Below are 15,928 nucleotides of genomic sequence, written 5' to 3' on the forward strand. Positions count from 1 at the left end.
TTTGCGGGAGCGGACGCGGGAGTTTCAGCGGCGGATGACTCCGGCGGAGGCGTGCTTGTGGGCTGCAATTCGTGGGCGGAGGCTTGATGGGCTCAAGTTCCGTCGGCAGCAAGTCATCGGCGGCTATATCGCTGATTTCTATTGCAATGAAACGAGGTTGGTTATTGAGGTGGATGGGCCAATTCACGACAAACAATACGAATACGACCGGGTGCGCGAAGAAGCGATCGAGCTGCATGGCCTCTGCATCATCCGCTTTACAAACGACCAGGTCCTGAACCATTTGCCCGACGTTCTCACCACAATCGTCAATGCCGCCCGAAATCCATAACCCGCGAACACCCCTCTCCTCCGAGGGGAGGGGCAGGGGGTGAGGTCCCAGAAAGGAGCACGTCATGTCAGAAATCCGAAACAGTGAGGCGTATTACCACGTTGTGCTGGAGCGCATTCCGCCGCGACCGGAGCCGGCGTTTGAGGACGCTGCCATGCAGGAGCGGGTGTGGGGGCGACAGTGGGGCGTCGGGAACGATGTCGGGCAGCTGAAGCTGGTGGCGCTGCATCGGCCTGGCGACGAGATGGCGACGATCGACCCGGACAAGTACGACGACACGATCGAGGCGCTGATTGACGACCGCGAGCAGTGGTACTGGCGTGACGAGCGTGGGCCGGACATCGCGCTGATGCAGCGGCAGCACGACGCGCTGCGGGCGGCGCTGGAGGCCGAGGGTGTTGAGATCGTCGATGTCGGAGGCTCGCTCGGCGACGTCAAGGCGGTCTTCACACGCGATCAGGCGATCGCCGTTGATGGCGGCGCGGTCATCTGTCGGATGGGGCCGGTCGGTGTTGAGCGCGGGTACGGTCGGCGTGGCGAGGAGTCGTATATCACGCAGGTCATCGCCGGGCTTGGTATGCCGATCCTGCGTACGATCCACGGCACCGGCCTGGTCGAGGGCGGCTCATTCTGCTTCCTGACGCCGAAGGTCGCGGCGATCGGGCTGTCGTTCCGCCAGAACGAAGAGGGCGCGCGGCAGATGGAGGACGTCCTGCGGGTGAGTGACACGCGCCTGATCCGCGTGCCGCTGACCGGCCACGCGCTGCATATCGACGGCGCAATCGTCATGGTCGATCACGACAAGGCGCTGATCAACATGGCGCGGCTGCCATACTGGTTCCTCGACGAGCTGAAGACGCTCGGCATCCAGACGATCCACATTTGGCCCAGCGAGGGCCACGCCGTCAACTGTCTGGCGGTCAGTCCGGGTCGCGTCATCATCTCCGAAGGCTGCCCACGCACCCGCGAGCGCCTGCAAGCCGCCGGTGTCGAATCGATCGAGATTGACTACAGCGAAATCCGCAAGAACGGCGGCGGTATTCATTGCAGCACGCTGCCATTGGTGCGGGAGCGCTGACCTCACCCCACCGCCCGGAGGGCACCCGCCCTCTCCTCGGAGGAGAGGGCGGGTCCTGGGCAGGGCGTGTTTGGGTGCCGTGTTGAGGGTGTTGGGCATCGACGGACACCTTCTCCTCTTCGAGGGGAGAGGAGCGAGGACCGGAAGCCATTCCGTCAGCAACAGGACACCCCCTCTCCCAGCTTTGGGCGGGAGCCATCGCCCAAGGGGCACCCGGGCAGCGGCTGGGGGGTGAGGGCCGTTCCTACCCCAGTTGCACCTTGCCCATCTCGCCATCAATATCGATCGTCGTTCCAAACGGCGCTGACAGGTCGGCGAGACGGGTGAGGATGGAGCGGGCTTCTTCGCCGCGGGCGAGGCGGGGGCGGCCGCGGCGGTAGACGGGGTCGGTCTGGCGCAGGGTGACGGGCGCGAGCTCGATGCTGACGAGCTTGCCGTCCTGCCAGGTGAGGCGCGGGGAGACGGTCTCCCAATAGCGTACGTCGGCCGGGAAGCCGCGCTTGCCGTCGTCGCTGCGGGAGCGTGCGATCTCGCCCGGCGTCATCGTCGGGTCGACGCGGAAGCGCTCGTAGGCGTCGGACGGGAACTTGTGGACGAGGTCGTTCTGGGCGATGAAGTTGCCGAGACTGTAGAAGATTGGCTTGCCCTGATAGATCTCGATGCCACGCAGCAGGTGCGGCCCGTGGCCGACGATAACGTCTGCTCCCTCGTCGATCATGCGGCGCGCGAAGACCGGGATGAATGCGGCAGGGTCCTCCTTCGTCTCGCCCTGCTCGTGGGAGTGCATGCTGACGACGACGATGTCGGAGCGCCCGCGTGCCTCACGCACCCACTGGGCGATCGCGTCGATGTCGCCGGTGTTCGGCGCGACCTGCACGCCGGGCGTCTCGGAGGCGCGGAAGCTCATGTCGAAGAAGGGGAAGATGCTCTCGTCGGCGGGCGGGTGACCGAAGCCGAGCGCGATGCGCTCGCGGCGGCGCTGCTCGATGCCGATGGCTTCGGCGATCTCCTTCAGCGCTGTCAGCTGCTCGGCGGTGATGTCGTAGGTTGTCGAGACGCGCAGCGGGTTCAGGCCGGGTCGCCCGGGCATGTCGGGGCGCTGCTCGCTGGCCTGCTGACCCTTGGCGAAGCTGGAGCAGACCGAGATTAGCGAGAACGATCCGTGGTCGGTGTCGAGATAGGCGGGCATCCTGGCCTCGGCCATGTTCCTGCCCAGGCCGGCCCAGACGACGCCCTTCTCGTTCAGCACGTCGATCAGGGCCAGCAGACCCTCGATGCTGTAGTCGAGCGAGTGGTTGGTGGCCGCCGGAAACAGGTTGAAACCCAGCGCGGTCAACGTGTCGATGACCGACGACGAGGCCGACATGTGCGTCCCGCCGCACTCCTGGGCCGGGTAGCCCTTGAAGTCGTTGGGCAACACCTCGAGGTTAGTGAGCGCGGCGTCACCGCTGCCGAGATGCTCGACCAGCGCGCGGGCGTCGTCGTTCTCGTTCATCGCAATTCCGCGGGTAATCATGCTGTCGCCGGTCAGAACCAGTGTTGTCGTACCAGACACGTCCTCATCCCCTCTTGTCTCATACCCCAAGCGCGACGATGGCCGTCTCGTCGTGCTGCTCGATCTGTGTGCCGAATGGCGCTGACAGGCGCGTGACGCGATCGAGGATCTCACGTGCCTCGTCGCCGCGCGCCAACCGCGGTCGTCCGCGCCGGTGGAACGGCTCGGTGTACTGCATTGTGACGGGCAGCAGGTCGATGCTCTGCAGGTCGCTGCCCTGCCATTGCAGGCGCGGCAGGATCGTCTGCCAGTAGCGCGCGTCGCCGCCGAAACCGCCGCGTCCGTCTGCGCCGGAACGAGCGATGGCGATGTCGTGCGGTGTGCCGCTCTGATCGACGCGGAAGCGCGTGTACGCATCGGATGGGAACTTCTCGATCAGCTCGTCCTGCGCGATGAAGTTACCGAGGCTGTAGAAGATCGGCTTGTTCTTGTAGATCTCGATGCCGCGCAGCAGGTGTGGGCCGTGTCCGGCGATGACGTCGGCACCCTCGTCGATCATGCGGCGCGCGAAGTCCGGCAGGAAGTCTGCCGGATCCTCGTTCGTCGCCGCGCCCTGGTGGGCGTGGATGCTGACGATGACGATGTCGGCTCGTCCGCGCGCCTCGCGTACCCACTGGGCGATGGCGTCGACATCGCTCGCACTGGCCGCGGTTGTTACTCCGGGCTGGTCCCCGGCCCGGAACAGTGTGCCAGCAAATGGGAATGTGTTCTCGTCGGCAGGCGGAAACGCGAAGCCGGAGGCGATGCGATCCAGTCGGCGCTGCTCGATGCCGGTGGCTGCGGCGATCTCGCGCAACGTCGCGAGCTGCTCGGCTGACACGGTGTGGGTTGTCGTCACGCGGACCGGATTGAGGCCCGGTCGACCCTGCATGTCGGGGCGCTGTTCGCCGGCCTGCCAGCCTGTGCCGAATGACGATGCGCAGGAGATCATCGCGACCGCGCCGCGATCGGTGTCGAGGTAGACCGGCATGCGTGCTTCGGCGAGGTTGCGGCCGATGCCGGCATAGCGCGCGCCGCGTGCATCCAGCACGTCCATCATCGCCAGCAGCCCGGTGATCCCGTAATCCATGACGTGGTTGGTCGCCGCCGGGAACAGATTGAAGCCGAGCGCCAGCAGCTCGTCGAAGATTCTGGCGCGGGCACCCATGTGGGTGCCGCCGCTCTCGTGGTCGGGATAGCCCTGGAAGTCGTTGGGCAGGATCTCCAGATTGGTCAGCGCGGCGTCTGCATCGGCGATGAGTGCGGCGAGGTCGCGCGCATCGGCGTCCTCATTCATCGCCAGTCCGCGGTGGATGATGCTGTCTCCGGTGAGCACCATGCGCAGTGGATCGCACACGTTCCATCCCTCGTTTCACGAAACCGGTTCCACCAGATCGGCGGAACCGGCTGCTGATTCAGGCGGATGGCGCGGTCAGACTCGCTCGGCGAGGCGGCCACCGTTGCGGATGAAGCGTGGCTGGTCGTCGTCGCCACCGAAGAAGTCGACGCGGCGTCCGGCACCAGCGCCATCCGTGGCGACGAACTCACGTTCGCTGATCGGTGCCAGATGCTCGGCTGGTCGGACGGTGCGCTCGCGGGTGATGCCGCTGATGCCGACCGCCTCCATACGCAGACCGCCGTCCTCGACGGTGATCGTGTATTCGGCCTGCGGCTGGCTGTAGACACCGGCGATGGCGTTGAGCTGCTCATCCGTGAGTGTGATCTGCTCCGGCGTCGGCATGTCGAGGCCGAGGTCGCTGGAGAGCGCCCAGCGCTCGACCGCGCCGTAGAGCGCCGAGCCGCGACCGCTGTTGGTCAGGATGGCGAGCGCCGCGCCGCGATGGGATGACGGTGAGGTGCGCCTGGAAGCCGCTGAGCGAGCCGCGTCGCGGCTGACGAGCTTCTCGCCGTCGACCCAGCGGATGTCCCAACCGGGATGCCCCAGTCGTCGCGCAAAGTTGGCGGCGCGTCTGTTTCTCCAGTATTGCCTGCGCTGATGCTTCGCTGAGCACCTGCGTGTCACCGACGTGTCCGAGGTTGATGTGCGCCTGCGCGAACGACAGCAGGTCGTTGACGTTGGAGATCACACCGCCGGCCGGATTGACGCAGCGCGGCAGTGGGTATTTGTGCGCGACCTGGTGCTCGTCGCCGGCCGGATCGGTCAGCGTGTGACCGGCGGCTGCCGAATGGACGATCGCCTCGTGGGCGAAGTAGAAGCTGTGATCGAGCCCCATCGGCTCGAAGACACGCTCGCGCATTGCCTGCTCGAATGTCTGCCCGAGGACTTTCTCGACGACCGCACCTGCCAGGTTGAAGCCGACGTTGCAGTACGCCCACGAGCTGCCGACGGGCGTCCACTGCCGGAGCGTGTGGAACTCGCCGACGGAAGTCTGCAGCGCATCGTCGCCCCAGCCAAAGTCATCGAAGAAGTCGCCGTAGATACCGCTGGTGTGCGACAGCAGCTGGCGGAGCGTGACCTCGTTCTGAGCAGTCGGGTCTTCCAGCTTGAGGTCGGGGAGGTAGGTGATGACGGGCGCATCGAGGTCGAGCTTGCCCTCATCGACCAACGTCATGACCAGCGTGGTACAGAAGACTTTTGAGATGGAACCGATCTGAAACAACGTGTCCGGCCTGACCGGCTGCTCGGTCTCCAGATTGGTGACGCCCCACGCGTGCAGGGAGCGCTTGCCGTCCTTCAGGATACCGACAGTGACGCCGGGCACAGTCCAGCGCTGCATCTGCGCTGAGACAACTGAATCGAGAGTCTCGGCCATCAATCCCCCTCGTATACGCTCGCCACGTTCTTCGTGGCGACTCACTCCTGCCGGTGTATCCGGCGCATCATCTCAGTCTCCGCTTCTTCGCCCTGTTCGGCAAGCGTCTCTTCGTGTTCGTCGCGCGTTTGTCGGATGCGCGAACGCACGTCTGATCTGCTCTGGCGGAGCTGATCAATTGTCTGCTTGCCGGTTCGCGGGGCCAGGATGAACCCGGCGAGCAGGCCGATTGCGGTGCCGAGCAGCATGCCGCTCACGAATGAGAGCGATGACGTATCGCCGCTCGTATCCCGCAACTGGTTGTCCCAGTCGATTTCACGCAACGATTCCCACGGCACCGTTCGGCTTCCGTGGTGTATGCCGTCCATGTCCTCCTCCTCTTGGTATGCGTGGTGTGCGTGCCAGCCTGGGCTAATCCTTCAGCAGCTTCGACGCGCCCTTGCCCTTGGTGTCGCGCCCGGTCACGGTCTTGACCATCGCGCGAGCCTTGGCGACGCTGCCGTAGAACGAGATGATCGGTGCTGCGACCTCTTCGGTCATAAATGACGCTGTGCCCTTGACCTTTGTGGCTGTCTCGGTCAGCTGCTCCAGCATCGGGATGACTTTGTCCTTGATCGCGAAGGCGACCCAAACGAGCACCGCAGCCACGACGACAAGCAGAGCGGTGATCAGGACGGTGAAGACTCCGAATATCACGATGGTGATATCGCGGAAGCGCTCCAGTGCGGATTGGTCCGCACCGCCGAGGAGATACAGGCCGACGATGATGGCGATGAAGATGATCAGCGCGCCGACCCCGATGAGTATTCCTTTGTTCTTGGACATTCGCTATTGCCCCCTGTTACTCGCGCACGACTCAAGATCCATAAACAGAACAATGCTGCCTGAATCCCCTGTTGCGTACTCATTGTCGCACGATCGAAGATCGCGTTCATAAACGGTATCGCACGAGTGATGCCTGATCGACGCAAGCGTTAGCCGGTTGCGCCGGGAGCCATGAAGTACCAGGCCAGCCCGAGCAACAGAAGCGCGCCACAGAGCGATGCTGCCAGCGGGATGCTGCCGAGTGGGACCACCTCAAGGTTGAGTGCAACGCCGCCGACATAGCCCAGGAAGAAGCCTCCGACCGCGCTGAGCAGATAGACGGGCCATTGCCAGAGGCGGCGGCCGAAGATGGCGTGGAATGCGGACCCGAGCGCGACGGCAATCGTCAGGCTGAGGATGATCGAAGGGGACATTGCACCTCCGGTCTGGCGGCCGTGTTACCCGGCGGCAGCGACGGACAGACCCGGAGCGTCGGTCGCGCGAATCGTCCCGCCGCCGAGCACCTCGTCGCCCTGATAGAAGACGATCGCCTGTCCGGGCGCGACCGCGCTCTCGATGCCGCGCGCATGAACAACGACCTTGCCCGCCTCGCCCGGCTCGACGGTCGCCGGGTAGGCGGTACCGCGGTAGCGGACGACGATTGTGCAGTCGAACAGCGTTTCCGGCGCTCGGTCGCTGGTGAACGACACTCCATCGGCGACGATCTGGCTCGTCGTCAGCGCGCTACGTGGCCCAACGACCAGCAGGTTGCGCGGTCGATCCAGGCGCAGGACGAAGAGCGGCTCGCGGGCCGCGATGCCGAGTCCCCGTCGCTGACCGACGGTGTAGTGCAGCAGGCCGCGGTGGGTGCCGAGGACGTTGCCATCGCTATCGACGATCTCGCCGGGAGTGGTCATGCGCTCGGCTTCTTCGCCGAGGCGTCGCGCGACGAAACCTGCATGCTCGCCCTTGGCGACGAAGCAGATGTCCTGGCTCTCCGGCTTGTCAGCCACCGGCAGGCCGAAGCCGCGTGCCAGCTCGCGGACCTCTGTCTTGCGCAGACGACCGAGCGGGAACCTGATGTACGACAGCTGCTCCTGGTCGAGCGTGTGCAGGACGTACGACTGATCCTTGCGGTCGTCGATGGCCCGTAGCAAGTGGAACTGCCCAGCCTCGTCGCGCTCGATCCGCGCGTAGTGGCCGGTGGCCAGCCCGGTCGCGCCGAGCATGCGCGCCTTCATAATCAGATGGCGGAACTTGACCTCGCGATTGCATTCGAGGCAGGGATTCGGCGTGCGACCGGCAGCGTACTCGCTGACGAAGCGGTCGATGACGCCGGCCTCGAACTCCTTGGCCATGTTCATCGCGTAGAACGGCACGTCGATGCGTGTGCATGTGGCGCGCGCGTCTTCCATCGCGTCGAGCGAGCAGCACGGGTTGATGAACCCCTGCTCGTCCGGCGGGTTGTAGAGACGCATGTTGACGCCGAGGACGCGATAACCGCGCTCGCGAAGGACGAGTGCGGCAACAGCTGAATCGACGCCGCCGCTCATCGCGACAACGATCGTTTGCCCGGCACCGTCAATCGGCCCGACATCGTAGCGCTCGATCAATGCGCGCGCGGCCTCCGGTTCAAGGCGCGGAAGCACACTCGGCAGCGTACGCCGGCCACACTGGGGTGCCTGGCTGATCGTCGCCGTTGGTGAGCTGGTTGGAATGAGTGGGATTGTGCGCTGCGTCATGGTGCCCTTCGACGTTGGTACCGAGTATTCTTTCTCCATTGTACTCCTGCAATCTGTTCGGTCAGGTGGCAGAATTCCTTATGTTATGATGTTCATGCACAGGGCCTGCCTCTGACGGCGGAGGCGCTGCAAACACTTGGATTTCCCAATGTCGACCGAATCCATCCAGGCACCACGAGGCAAAACCCGCAGCGACATCCTCAATGTCCTCAAGCGTTCTGACGGCCTGACCGCCGATCAGTTGGCTGACCAGCTCGGCATCACCTCGATGGCGGTGCGCAAGCATCTGGCAGCGCTTGAAGGCGAAGGGCTGCTGGAGACATCCGTCGAGCGTCGACCAATCGGGCGACCTGCGGCGGTCTACCGCCTTTCGGAACAGTCCGATGCACTCTTCCCCCAGCAGTACGACACGCTGGCCGTGGACATGCTGATCGATCTGGCGACGCTGGACGGTCCGGGCAAGCTGGATCTGCTGTTCAGCCGCCGGGCTGACCGTACCTTCGAGTACCTTGAGCAGCGCGTGAGTGCGGTCGACACGTTCGATGAACGCGTGCGCGCACTGGCTGAGGGGATGGACGCGCTCGGCTATCTGGCGGAGTGGGAGCAGGTCGGTCCTGGCGTCTATGTCGTGAATCAGTACAACTGCGCCATTCAGCGCATTGCCGCTTCATTTCCTCAGGTCTGCTACTACGAAATGGAGACCTACCAGAAGCTTCTCGACGCCGATGTTGAACGCACGTGCCATCTTGCTTCGGGTGATCACCTCTGCAGCTACCTCATCACTGAGCGCCACTCCGGCGCAGCAACGGAATAGCATCGACACGCGATACTTGTCGCTGGAACGCCAGCAATGTATTGTGTCAATAGACCTCATGAAATTCGGTATCATGCGCGGCTGGCGAGAAGTCCGCACCGGCGGACGCTATTTGGGAGCGAGCCGCACTATTCAATACCGCTGGCGGTGGAATCCCCTGCAAAACACGACGCCAATGCAATGCTGGAAGTGCAGAAGGGACGACCCTATGGTTCATGTGTTTGCTGGAGAGCTCAGTATGATCGACCCCGAAGTGATGGAGTCGATTAAGCGATTACCCGACAGTTTCTGGGCGTTTGCAGAATTCAACATAGGACGCAATATCGACTGGTTCATCATCCGCCCCGATGATCCCTCCACGCTCATCCTCACCGAGGTCAAGCGAATGAGCAAGCCGATTCGGGGAGCCGTCAATGGGCTGTGGGAAAAGCAGAGCCCGACTGGCGACTGGGAAGAAATGCCTGCTAACGGCACCGATACCAATCCGTACTGGCAAGCGGTCAACGCGGCGAATGCGCTGGCAGACTGGCTCTGGAATAACCAGCAGCTCTATCGCGAGAACAACGACATTCGCCCCTCCGGCGACTTTCGCGTCTGGCCGGACCTCCTTTTGCTCAGCCCTCCCGGAACGCAGCACCGCCTGCCGCTGGCTCCACCCAGCCGATACGGTCGCTGGTGGTTCAACGTTGACGACTGGATTCGTCACGTTGACGGCTGGACGCCGCGGACTGGCGTTGGTCTGTCGACCCGGGAGATTGAGAACCTTGCGGAATCGCTGCGCCTGACCGAGCTCTGGGCGGGCGGGGACACGGGCGATCAGATACTGCCCCAGTCCACACCGCCTGAACCGACGATGCCGTCATTCGATGTCTACGGACTTGCCGCATATCTGCGCGCAATCGAAGACCGGGTGACGCGTCTGGAGCGCGAAGTAGCGGAACTCTCCGCAGAGTTGAACGATGACGAGCCCCGGCTGGGGTAACCGTCGCTACGGTCTATCGATATGAACGAAGGGGTGGCATTGATTGCGCATCCCTCGTACACTTATATCGTAAGGCGATGTATATGAGAGGGCACATGCGCCGATCACTAATCGACATCGACGACCATCGCGCTTTGGCAGAATTTCGTTATCAAATTCGGAAGTTTCTGTCATTCAGTGAGCGTGCTGCGCGTGAAGCGGGGATCGAGCCGCAGCAACACCAGTTGCTACTCGCGCTCACCGGTTTGCCGGATGGAACTGCACCCACCATCGGCGAGCTGGCTGACCGGCTTCAGATTCAGCACCACAGCACGGTCGAGCTTGTCTCGCGGCTTGCCAAGCGTGAGATGGTACGGCGAACGCGGAACCCAGCCGACCGCCGTCAGGTGTTCGTCGAGCTGACCGATGAGGGCCATGCGATCATGGCCCAGCTGTCGGCAGTGCATCTGGAGGAGCTCAACCGGGTTGGTCCGGAGCTCGCCCGTGCACTGAGTTCAATTGTCGAGGAGTCGGCGCAGGTTGCCCCCTCTCGCAGTGCGTAGCGAAGGGGGAACGCTTGACAGCAACGACACCTGACGACGGCGTCAGTCAATCACCGGGCCGCCCAGATGCGGCCCATTCCCGTCCATGGGAGCCAGGACAACACAACGACCCAGCGATGGAGCTTGGCGACTTCACCACTACAGTCCGCGTGATTTTTATCGCTGCCGTGGCGATTGGTCTTGGCGTCGTCAGCGCCGGTGTCGCCTGGTTTCTCCTCAAGCTCATCGGTTTCTTCACCAATCTGTTCTTCTTCGGGCGGATTGACTTCTCGCTGGCCGATCCGGCTGACGCGAATCTCGGACTCCTGATTATTGCGATCCCGGTTATCGGCTCGCTGATCGTCGGCCTGCTGGCCCGCTTCGGCTCGGAGCGGATTCGCGGCCACGGTATCCCCGAGGCAATCGAGGCGATTCTGATCAACGGCTCGCGGGTCGAGCCGCGCGTCGCCTTCTTCAAGCCCGTCTCGTCTGCCATCTCGATCGGCTCCGGCGGCCCGTTCGGCGCGGAAGGCCCGATCATCATGACCGGCGGGGCTGTCGGCTCGCTGGTCGCGCAGCTGCTTCGCCTCACCGCCGCCGAGCGCAAGACGCTGCTGGTCGCTGGCGCGGCAGCTGGTATGTCGGCCACGTTCGCCGCGCCGGTCGCGTCGGTGCTGCTGGCTGTTGAGCTGCTGCTGTTCGAGTGGAAGCCACGCAGCCTGATCCCGGTGGCACTTGCCAGCGCCACGGCTGCCGTGATGCGGCGCTACATTATCGGCATCGGGCCGATCTTCCCGACACCGCCGCATCCCGAATTCATCGGCATTGGCGGCATTCTGGGCTGCGTGGCGATCGGTCTGCTGGCCGGATTCGTGTCGTTGGCCCTCACCGCCGGCGTCTACTTCTTCGAGGATGCGTTCCACCGCCTGCCGATTCACTGGATGTGGTGGCCGGCCATTGGTGGTCTGGTCGTTGGTATTGGCGGCTACATCTTCCCCGAGGCGCTCGGCGTTGGTTACGGCACAATCGACCGTCTCCTGCAAGGCAACACAACGTCGGCGCTGATTCTGGGCATTCTGCTGGTGAAATCGACGATCTGGGCGGTCGCGCTCGGTTCGGGCACATCCGGCGGCGTCCTGGCACCGTTGCTGATGATCGGTGGTGCCTCAGGAGGGCTGGCTGCGTACATTCTTCCGGACATTGGCCCCGGCTATTGGGCGCTGATCGCGATGGGCGCGATCATGGGCGGCACGATGCGGTCGCCATTTACCGGCGTCGTCTTCGCCCTGGAGCTGACCCACGATATCAACCCGCTGCTGCCGCTCCTCATCGCTGTGACGGTCGCGCACGGGGTGACGGTGCTGGCATTGAAACGCTCGATCCTGACCGAGAAGATCAGTCGGCGTGGCTATCACGTCAGCCGCGAATACTCGATCGATCCGCTGGAGATCCTGTTTGTTCGTGAAGTCATGCGCACGAATGCAGGGTACTGCCCGACACGATCGCGCAGGCCGGGTTGCGGAAGCCGCTGCGACGACGCGTGACCGCCAGACTCGGGCAGCGGCTGTACCCGATCGTCGATGGGAACAACCGCCTGGTTGGTGTGGTGCCGTCGAACAGCGTGCAAGCGGCAGACGGCTCCTGCCCGGATCTGGCAGAGATCCTGGTGACGAATCCGATGGTTGCTTATCCCGATGAGCCGTTGCGGCTGGTCGTGTATCGCATGGCCGAGACGCGGCTGACGCGTTTCCCGGTCGTCGATCGTCAGACAGGTCGCGTCGTCGGGATGATCTCACTCAACGACCTGCTCATGGCTCGCGTTCGCAACCTGGAGGCCGAACGCCGTCGCGAACGGGTGTTGCCGGTGCGCTTCACAAACCCGCTGCACTCGGCACGTGACTCGTCGCGAGACGGTGTGCGCACCAGCTGACCTGTCGACAGCGGCGCAATCCGCGCTAGACTGCCGCAATCGGCTGGTTGCAGGCAGTTGGCGGGAGCGTGCCATGACCGTAGAGCATCATTCGGAACACGAGGACGTTGATGATCGTCTGGCTGAGGCGATCGCAACGTCCGTCGAAGCGTCGCTGTCGTACGAGCTGGACGATGCCGCGCGGCAGGTGCTGCGCGACACGGCCAGACGCCATCAGCAGATGGCCGCCAAGCTGCGCGAGACGCCGCTGACGAACGCCGATGAGCCGGACTTCGTGTTCGTCCCATTCCGGGCGGAGGGCTGAGATGACAACTTCCGTTTACAACCGGACCATCGGCGAGCTTGGCGCAATGCTGCGCTCCGGCGAGACGACGCCGACTGAGCTGACGCGCATGTACCTGGAGCGCCTGGATACCGTCGCGCGGAACTACAACGCGGTCGTGACGATCACCGAGGAGCGCGCGCTGCGTGAGGCGGCGACTGCCGAGGCCGAGCTGGCTGCCGGACAGGATCGCGGCCCGCTGCACGGCATTCCCTGGGGTGCGAAGGATCTGCTGGCGGTCGAGGGTTACCCGACGACCTGGGGTGCAGAGCCGCTCCGTGACCAGTCTTTCAATGCGGATGCGACCGTCGTGCGTCGTCTGCGCGATGCCGGCGCTGTGCTGGTGGCCAAGCTCTCGATGGTCGAGCTGGCCGGCGGGATGGGCTACCGGCAGCCGAACGCCTCGCTGACCGGACCCGGCATCACGCCGTGGGCGGCGGATACGTCGCCGAGCTGGTCGGGCGGCTCGTCGAGCGGCTCCGGCTCCGCAGTCTCTGCCGGCGCGGTCGGCTTCGCCATCGGCAGCGAGACATGGGGATCAATCGTCACCCCCGCCGCATTCTGCGGCATTTCCGGCTTGCGCCCGACCTATGGCCGAGTGTCGCGGCATGGCGCAATGGCGTTGTCGTGGACGCTGGACAAGCTCGGCCCGATGTGCCGCAGCGCCGAGGATTGCGCGCTGGTTCTCGCCGCCATAGCCGGGCACGACCCGGACGACCCGACATCCAGTCGCCGCGACTTCGCCTGGCCGTCCACTCATCGCAGCCGGGGCTTTCGCTTCGGCGTGCTGGCCGATGCCACGCTCGGTGTGCAGCCAGAGGTGCAGGCAAACTTCGAGGCTTCGCTAACCGTGCTGGAGGAGATCGGCACCGTCAACATCGTCAACCTGCCCGATCTGCCCTACAACGAGACGGCCACGGCCATTCTGCAGGGTGAGCTGGCGGCCTCGTTTGAGGAGTTCATGACGAGTGGCGATGTTCGCGGGCTGACTGCGCCGGAGGATCGGGTCAATGGCCTGGCAGCGCTGGCACTCCCGGCGCACGTCTACATCCGCGCGATGCGGATTCGGCGGCTGATCTGCAAAGCAATGGACGAAGTGATGGAGAGCGTCGATGCGCTCGTCATCCCGACGCTCCCGACCGTGGCCAGCCCGATTGACCAGCCGTTCGATCGCTACTTCGACCGCAGCAACCGCTCCCCGCTGGGCGCAGCCGCGAATGTCGGCGGGCTGCCCGGCATCGCCGTGCCGAACGGCTTCGGCGAACGTGGATTGCCAACATCGCTGTCGTTCGTTGGACGAGCCTGGGACGAAGCGACACTCATCGCGATTGCTCGCGCCTACCAGCAGCGCACCCACTGGCACACCCGATTCCCACTGCAATAACGTAACGCACGCCTGCCTGTCTGGCTTCACGTGGGCAGGCGTGTATCTTTCATCAATACACCTTGACTGGCTGTCACCAACATGAAACAGTACGTACACGCTGTCATGCGTGGCACGCGCCTTGGTGTTCAGAAGCTGCGCCGTGCTCGCAGAATGCTCCAGCACGGCATGCTGATAGATTGACAGTGAGCGTCGTGCCCGCTCGTTGGTGCGGCGTCGGAAGGTAGAGCGGTCTGTGTCTCGAAAGGATCCACGCGGGTCATCGCCATTCTCGTCGCGTCCATCGCGTGGCGTGCCGGCTGATAAGAACCGGCGCGTCGGATCGAGTCGCCCGTATCACCAGGGGCGCGACTCATCCGGGAACTGGTCAGGATCTTCCGCACACTTCTCTCCCTACGGTCGACGCGACAAGCTCTGGCCAAAGATCCTGCTGATTGCCGCAGTCGTCGGTGTGCTGATCTTCGGGTCGTTCATCGTCGCTCAGCGCCTGACCGGCCTGGATGACGAGACGCCCACCGTCGAGCAGGGCGTCGCCGCCGCGTCGCCGGACGCCACCAATGCGGGCGACGGGGTCGCCGCGTCGCCAGAAGCGTCACCGGAGGCCGAGGCGTCGCCGACACCACTGCCGGCTGAAGCGTCGGCAAAGGAAGTCGCCCAGGCCTATCTCGACGCCTGGAACGGCGCAGACTACAACCGCATGTATGACCTGCTCTCGGGTGCCGCGAAGGAGCGCATCAGCCGCGATGATTTCGTCGGCCGCTACGAGGCGATTGCGCTGGAAGCGGGCATCATCAGCGTCAAGTCCGAGGTGATCGGCGGCGTTGATGGCGACGAGATGTTCCCGATCAACGCCACCATCGATTCATCCCGCGTTGGCGAGATTAAGGACGATAATCTCATGCCGCTCGTGCGAGACGGCAGCCGCTACGGCGTCGACTGGACGCCGAACCTCATCTTCTCCCAGCTCGGCGATGGCTTCGTCCGTTGGGAGAGTGACGTGCCGCAGCGTGGGCGCATCCTCGATCGCAAGGGACGTCCGCTGGCGATCATGGGAGCGGTGACCCGAGTTGGTGTCATTCCTGGTCAGGTCGTCGACCAGAATGACATGCTGAATCGCCTCTCGCAGGCGATCGACATGCCGGTCGCCGATATCGAGCCGCGGATCGAGGATGGGCAGGCCGACTGGTTCATGCCGGTCAAGGACCTGCCGGACGCGGTCGATCAGTCGGTCATCGACACGCTGCGGGGCATTCCCGGCGTCGCCGTGCAGAAGGCCCCGGCCCGCGTCTATCCGGCCGGCATGGTGGCCGCACACGTCGTTGGCTACATGAGTGAGATCACCGCAGACGAGTTGCCGGAGCTCTCCAAGCAGGGCTATCAGGCCGGCGATCAGATCGGCCGCAGTGGCATCGAATCGTGGGGCGAGCAGTGGCTAGCCGGAAAGCGCGGCGGAACGCTGAAGCTGATCCGCCAGGATGGCTCGACGATCCGCGTGCTGGGCGAAGTGGATTCCGAACCTGCCAACGACATCGTCCTGACGCTCGATCTTGATATCCAGCAGGCGACCTATGACGCGATTGGCGACGACGCCGGAGCGGCGGTCGTGCTCGACCCGAACAACGGCGAGGTGCTGGCGATGGCGTCGAAGCCATCCTACGATCCAAACTGGTTTGTCCTCGGGATCACCGACGATCAATGGGCCTATATGCAGG

The 15,928-nt window shown here is 64.1% G+C and carries 18 protein-coding genes; 10 read left to right on the forward strand and 8 right to left on the reverse strand.

Going from position 1 to position 15,928, the window contains the following annotated elements; all coding sequences use genetic code 11:
• Together M9890_12595 and M9890_12600 are read left to right on the forward strand one after the other, a co-directional pair.
• The coding region (locus M9890_12595; protein MCO5177787.1) for a DUF559 domain-containing protein at positions 1-331 on the forward strand (331 nt) is incomplete at its 5' end.
• Between the two features lie 64 nt (positions 332-395).
• Complete coding sequence (locus M9890_12600; protein MCO5177788.1) at positions 396-1,409, forward strand: arginine deiminase family protein; 1,014 nt, start codon at positions 396-398, stop codon at positions 1,407-1,409.
• Positions 1,410-1,653: 244 nt separating this feature from the next.
• On the opposite strand, the gene M9890_12605 is transcribed toward M9890_12600, so the two are convergent.
• The 8 genes from M9890_12605 to mnmA form a co-directional block, all read right to left on the reverse strand.
• Positions 1,654-2,964, reverse strand: a complete 1,311-nt coding sequence (locus tag M9890_12605) for a CapA family protein (GenBank protein ID MCO5177789.1) — start codon at positions 2,962-2,964, stop codon at positions 1,654-1,656.
• A 19-nt stretch (positions 2,965-2,983) separates the two neighbouring features.
• The gene (locus tag M9890_12610) at positions 2,984-4,300 is read right to left on the reverse strand and encodes a CapA family protein (GenBank protein ID MCO5177790.1); all 1,317 of its coding nucleotides are present in this window, start codon (positions 4,298-4,300) and stop codon (positions 2,984-2,986) included.
• A 75-nt stretch (positions 4,301-4,375) separates the two neighbouring features.
• Positions 4,376-4,684 (reverse strand): hypothetical protein, encoded by a 309-nt coding sequence (locus tag M9890_12615; protein MCO5177791.1) that lies wholly within the window; start codon positions 4,682-4,684, stop codon positions 4,376-4,378.
• Positions 4,650-5,717 carry a beta-lactamase family protein gene (locus M9890_12620; GenBank protein MCO5177792.1) on the reverse strand — a complete coding sequence of 356 codons (1,068 nt, stop codon included), beginning with the start codon at positions 5,715-5,717 and terminating at the stop codon, positions 4,650-4,652. The genes M9890_12615 and M9890_12620 overlap by 35 nt, the downstream gene beginning before the upstream one ends.
• Positions 5,718-5,758: 41 nt before the next feature.
• Positions 5,759-6,085, reverse strand: coding sequence for a YtxH domain-containing protein (locus tag M9890_12625; protein ID MCO5177793.1), 327 nt, complete (start codon positions 6,083-6,085; stop codon positions 5,759-5,761).
• A gap of 43 nt (positions 6,086-6,128) precedes the next feature.
• Complete coding sequence (locus M9890_12630) at positions 6,129-6,542, reverse strand: hypothetical protein (GenBank protein MCO5177794.1); 414 nt, start codon at positions 6,540-6,542, stop codon at positions 6,129-6,131.
• A 149-nt stretch (positions 6,543-6,691) separates the two neighbouring features.
• Positions 6,692-6,955 carry a hypothetical protein gene (locus tag M9890_12635; GenBank protein MCO5177795.1) on the reverse strand — a complete coding sequence of 88 codons (264 nt, stop codon included), beginning with the start codon at positions 6,953-6,955 and terminating at the stop codon, positions 6,692-6,694.
• A gap of 24 nt (positions 6,956-6,979) precedes the next feature.
• Complete coding sequence (gene mnmA, locus M9890_12640) at positions 6,980-8,302, reverse strand: tRNA 2-thiouridine(34) synthase MnmA (protein ID MCO5177796.1); 1,323 nt, start codon at positions 8,300-8,302, stop codon at positions 6,980-6,982.
• 109 nt (positions 8,303-8,411) lie between these two features.
• On the opposite strand from mnmA, the gene M9890_12645 reads away from it, so the two are divergent.
• From M9890_12645 to M9890_12680, 8 genes are all read left to right on the forward strand, one after another.
• A complete protein-coding gene (locus M9890_12645) occupies positions 8,412-9,077 on the forward strand; it encodes a transcriptional regulator (protein MCO5177797.1) in 666 nt (221 codons plus the stop codon).
• A gap of 16 nt (positions 9,078-9,093) precedes the next feature.
• Positions 9,094-10,059, forward strand: a complete 966-nt coding sequence (locus tag M9890_12650; GenBank protein ID MCO5177798.1) for an NERD domain-containing protein — start codon at positions 9,094-9,096, stop codon at positions 10,057-10,059.
• Between the two features lie 95 nt (positions 10,060-10,154).
• Positions 10,155-10,601 (forward strand): MarR family transcriptional regulator, encoded by a 447-nt coding sequence (locus M9890_12655; GenBank protein MCO5177799.1) that lies wholly within the window; start codon positions 10,155-10,157, stop codon positions 10,599-10,601.
• A gap of 116 nt (positions 10,602-10,717) precedes the next feature.
• Entirely contained in the window at positions 10,718-12,124 is a 1,407-nt protein-coding gene (locus M9890_12660) for a chloride channel protein (protein MCO5177800.1), read from the forward strand.
• Entirely contained in the window at positions 12,121-12,510 is a 390-nt protein-coding gene (locus tag M9890_12665; protein MCO5177801.1) for a CBS domain-containing protein, read from the forward strand. Before M9890_12660 ends, M9890_12665 begins: the two co-directional genes overlap by 4 nt.
• 73 nt (positions 12,511-12,583) lie before the next feature.
• Positions 12,584-12,814, forward strand: coding sequence for a hypothetical protein (locus M9890_12670; GenBank protein MCO5177802.1), 231 nt, complete (start codon positions 12,584-12,586; stop codon positions 12,812-12,814).
• A gap of 1 nt (position 12,815) precedes the next feature.
• Positions 12,816-14,216, forward strand: coding sequence for an amidase (locus M9890_12675; protein ID MCO5177803.1), 1,401 nt, complete (start codon positions 12,816-12,818; stop codon positions 14,214-14,216).
• A 235-nt stretch (positions 14,217-14,451) separates the two neighbouring features.
• A partial coding sequence (locus M9890_12680) for a penicillin-binding transpeptidase domain-containing protein (protein ID MCO5177804.1) occupies positions 14,452-15,928 on the forward strand: 1,477 nt, incomplete at its 3' end.

Source organism: Thermomicrobiales bacterium (assembly GCA_023954495.1).
Lineage (GTDB): Bacteria > Chloroflexota > Chloroflexia > Thermomicrobiales > CFX8 > JAMLIA01.

Excerpts from the sequence above, each read along its gene's own strand:
- mnmA (MCO5177796.1), bottom strand. The coding sequence starts at position 8,302 with ATGGAGAAAGAATACTCGGTACCAACGTCGAAGGGCACCATGACGCAG.
- M9890_12675 (MCO5177803.1), top strand. The coding sequence starts at position 12,816 with ATGACAACTTCCGTTTACAACCGGACCATCGGCGAGCTTGGCGCAATG.
- M9890_12600 (MCO5177788.1), top strand. The coding sequence starts at position 396 with ATGTCAGAAATCCGAAACAGTGAGGCGTATTACCACGTTGTGCTGGAG.
- M9890_12670 (MCO5177802.1), top strand. The coding sequence starts at position 12,584 with ATGACCGTAGAGCATCATTCGGAACACGAGGACGTTGATGATCGTCTG.
- M9890_12660 (MCO5177800.1), top strand. The coding sequence starts at position 10,718 with ATGGAGCTTGGCGACTTCACCACTACAGTCCGCGTGATTTTTATCGCT.
- M9890_12635 (MCO5177795.1), bottom strand. The coding sequence starts at position 6,955 with ATGTCCCCTTCGATCATCCTCAGCCTGACGATTGCCGTCGCGCTCGGG.
- M9890_12645 (MCO5177797.1), top strand. The coding sequence starts at position 8,412 with ATGTCGACCGAATCCATCCAGGCACCACGAGGCAAAACCCGCAGCGAC.
- M9890_12630 (MCO5177794.1), bottom strand. The coding sequence starts at position 6,542 with ATGTCCAAGAACAAAGGAATACTCATCGGGGTCGGCGCGCTGATCATC.
- M9890_12620 (MCO5177792.1), bottom strand. The coding sequence starts at position 5,717 with ATGGCCGAGACTCTCGATTCAGTTGTCTCAGCGCAGATGCAGCGCTGG.
- M9890_12625 (MCO5177793.1), bottom strand. The coding sequence starts at position 6,085 with ATGGACGGCATACACCACGGAAGCCGAACGGTGCCGTGGGAATCGTTG.
- M9890_12655 (MCO5177799.1), top strand. The coding sequence starts at position 10,155 with ATGCGCCGATCACTAATCGACATCGACGACCATCGCGCTTTGGCAGAA.
- M9890_12615 (MCO5177791.1), bottom strand. The coding sequence starts at position 4,684 with ATGCCGACGCCGGAGCAGATCACACTCACGGATGAGCAGCTCAACGCC.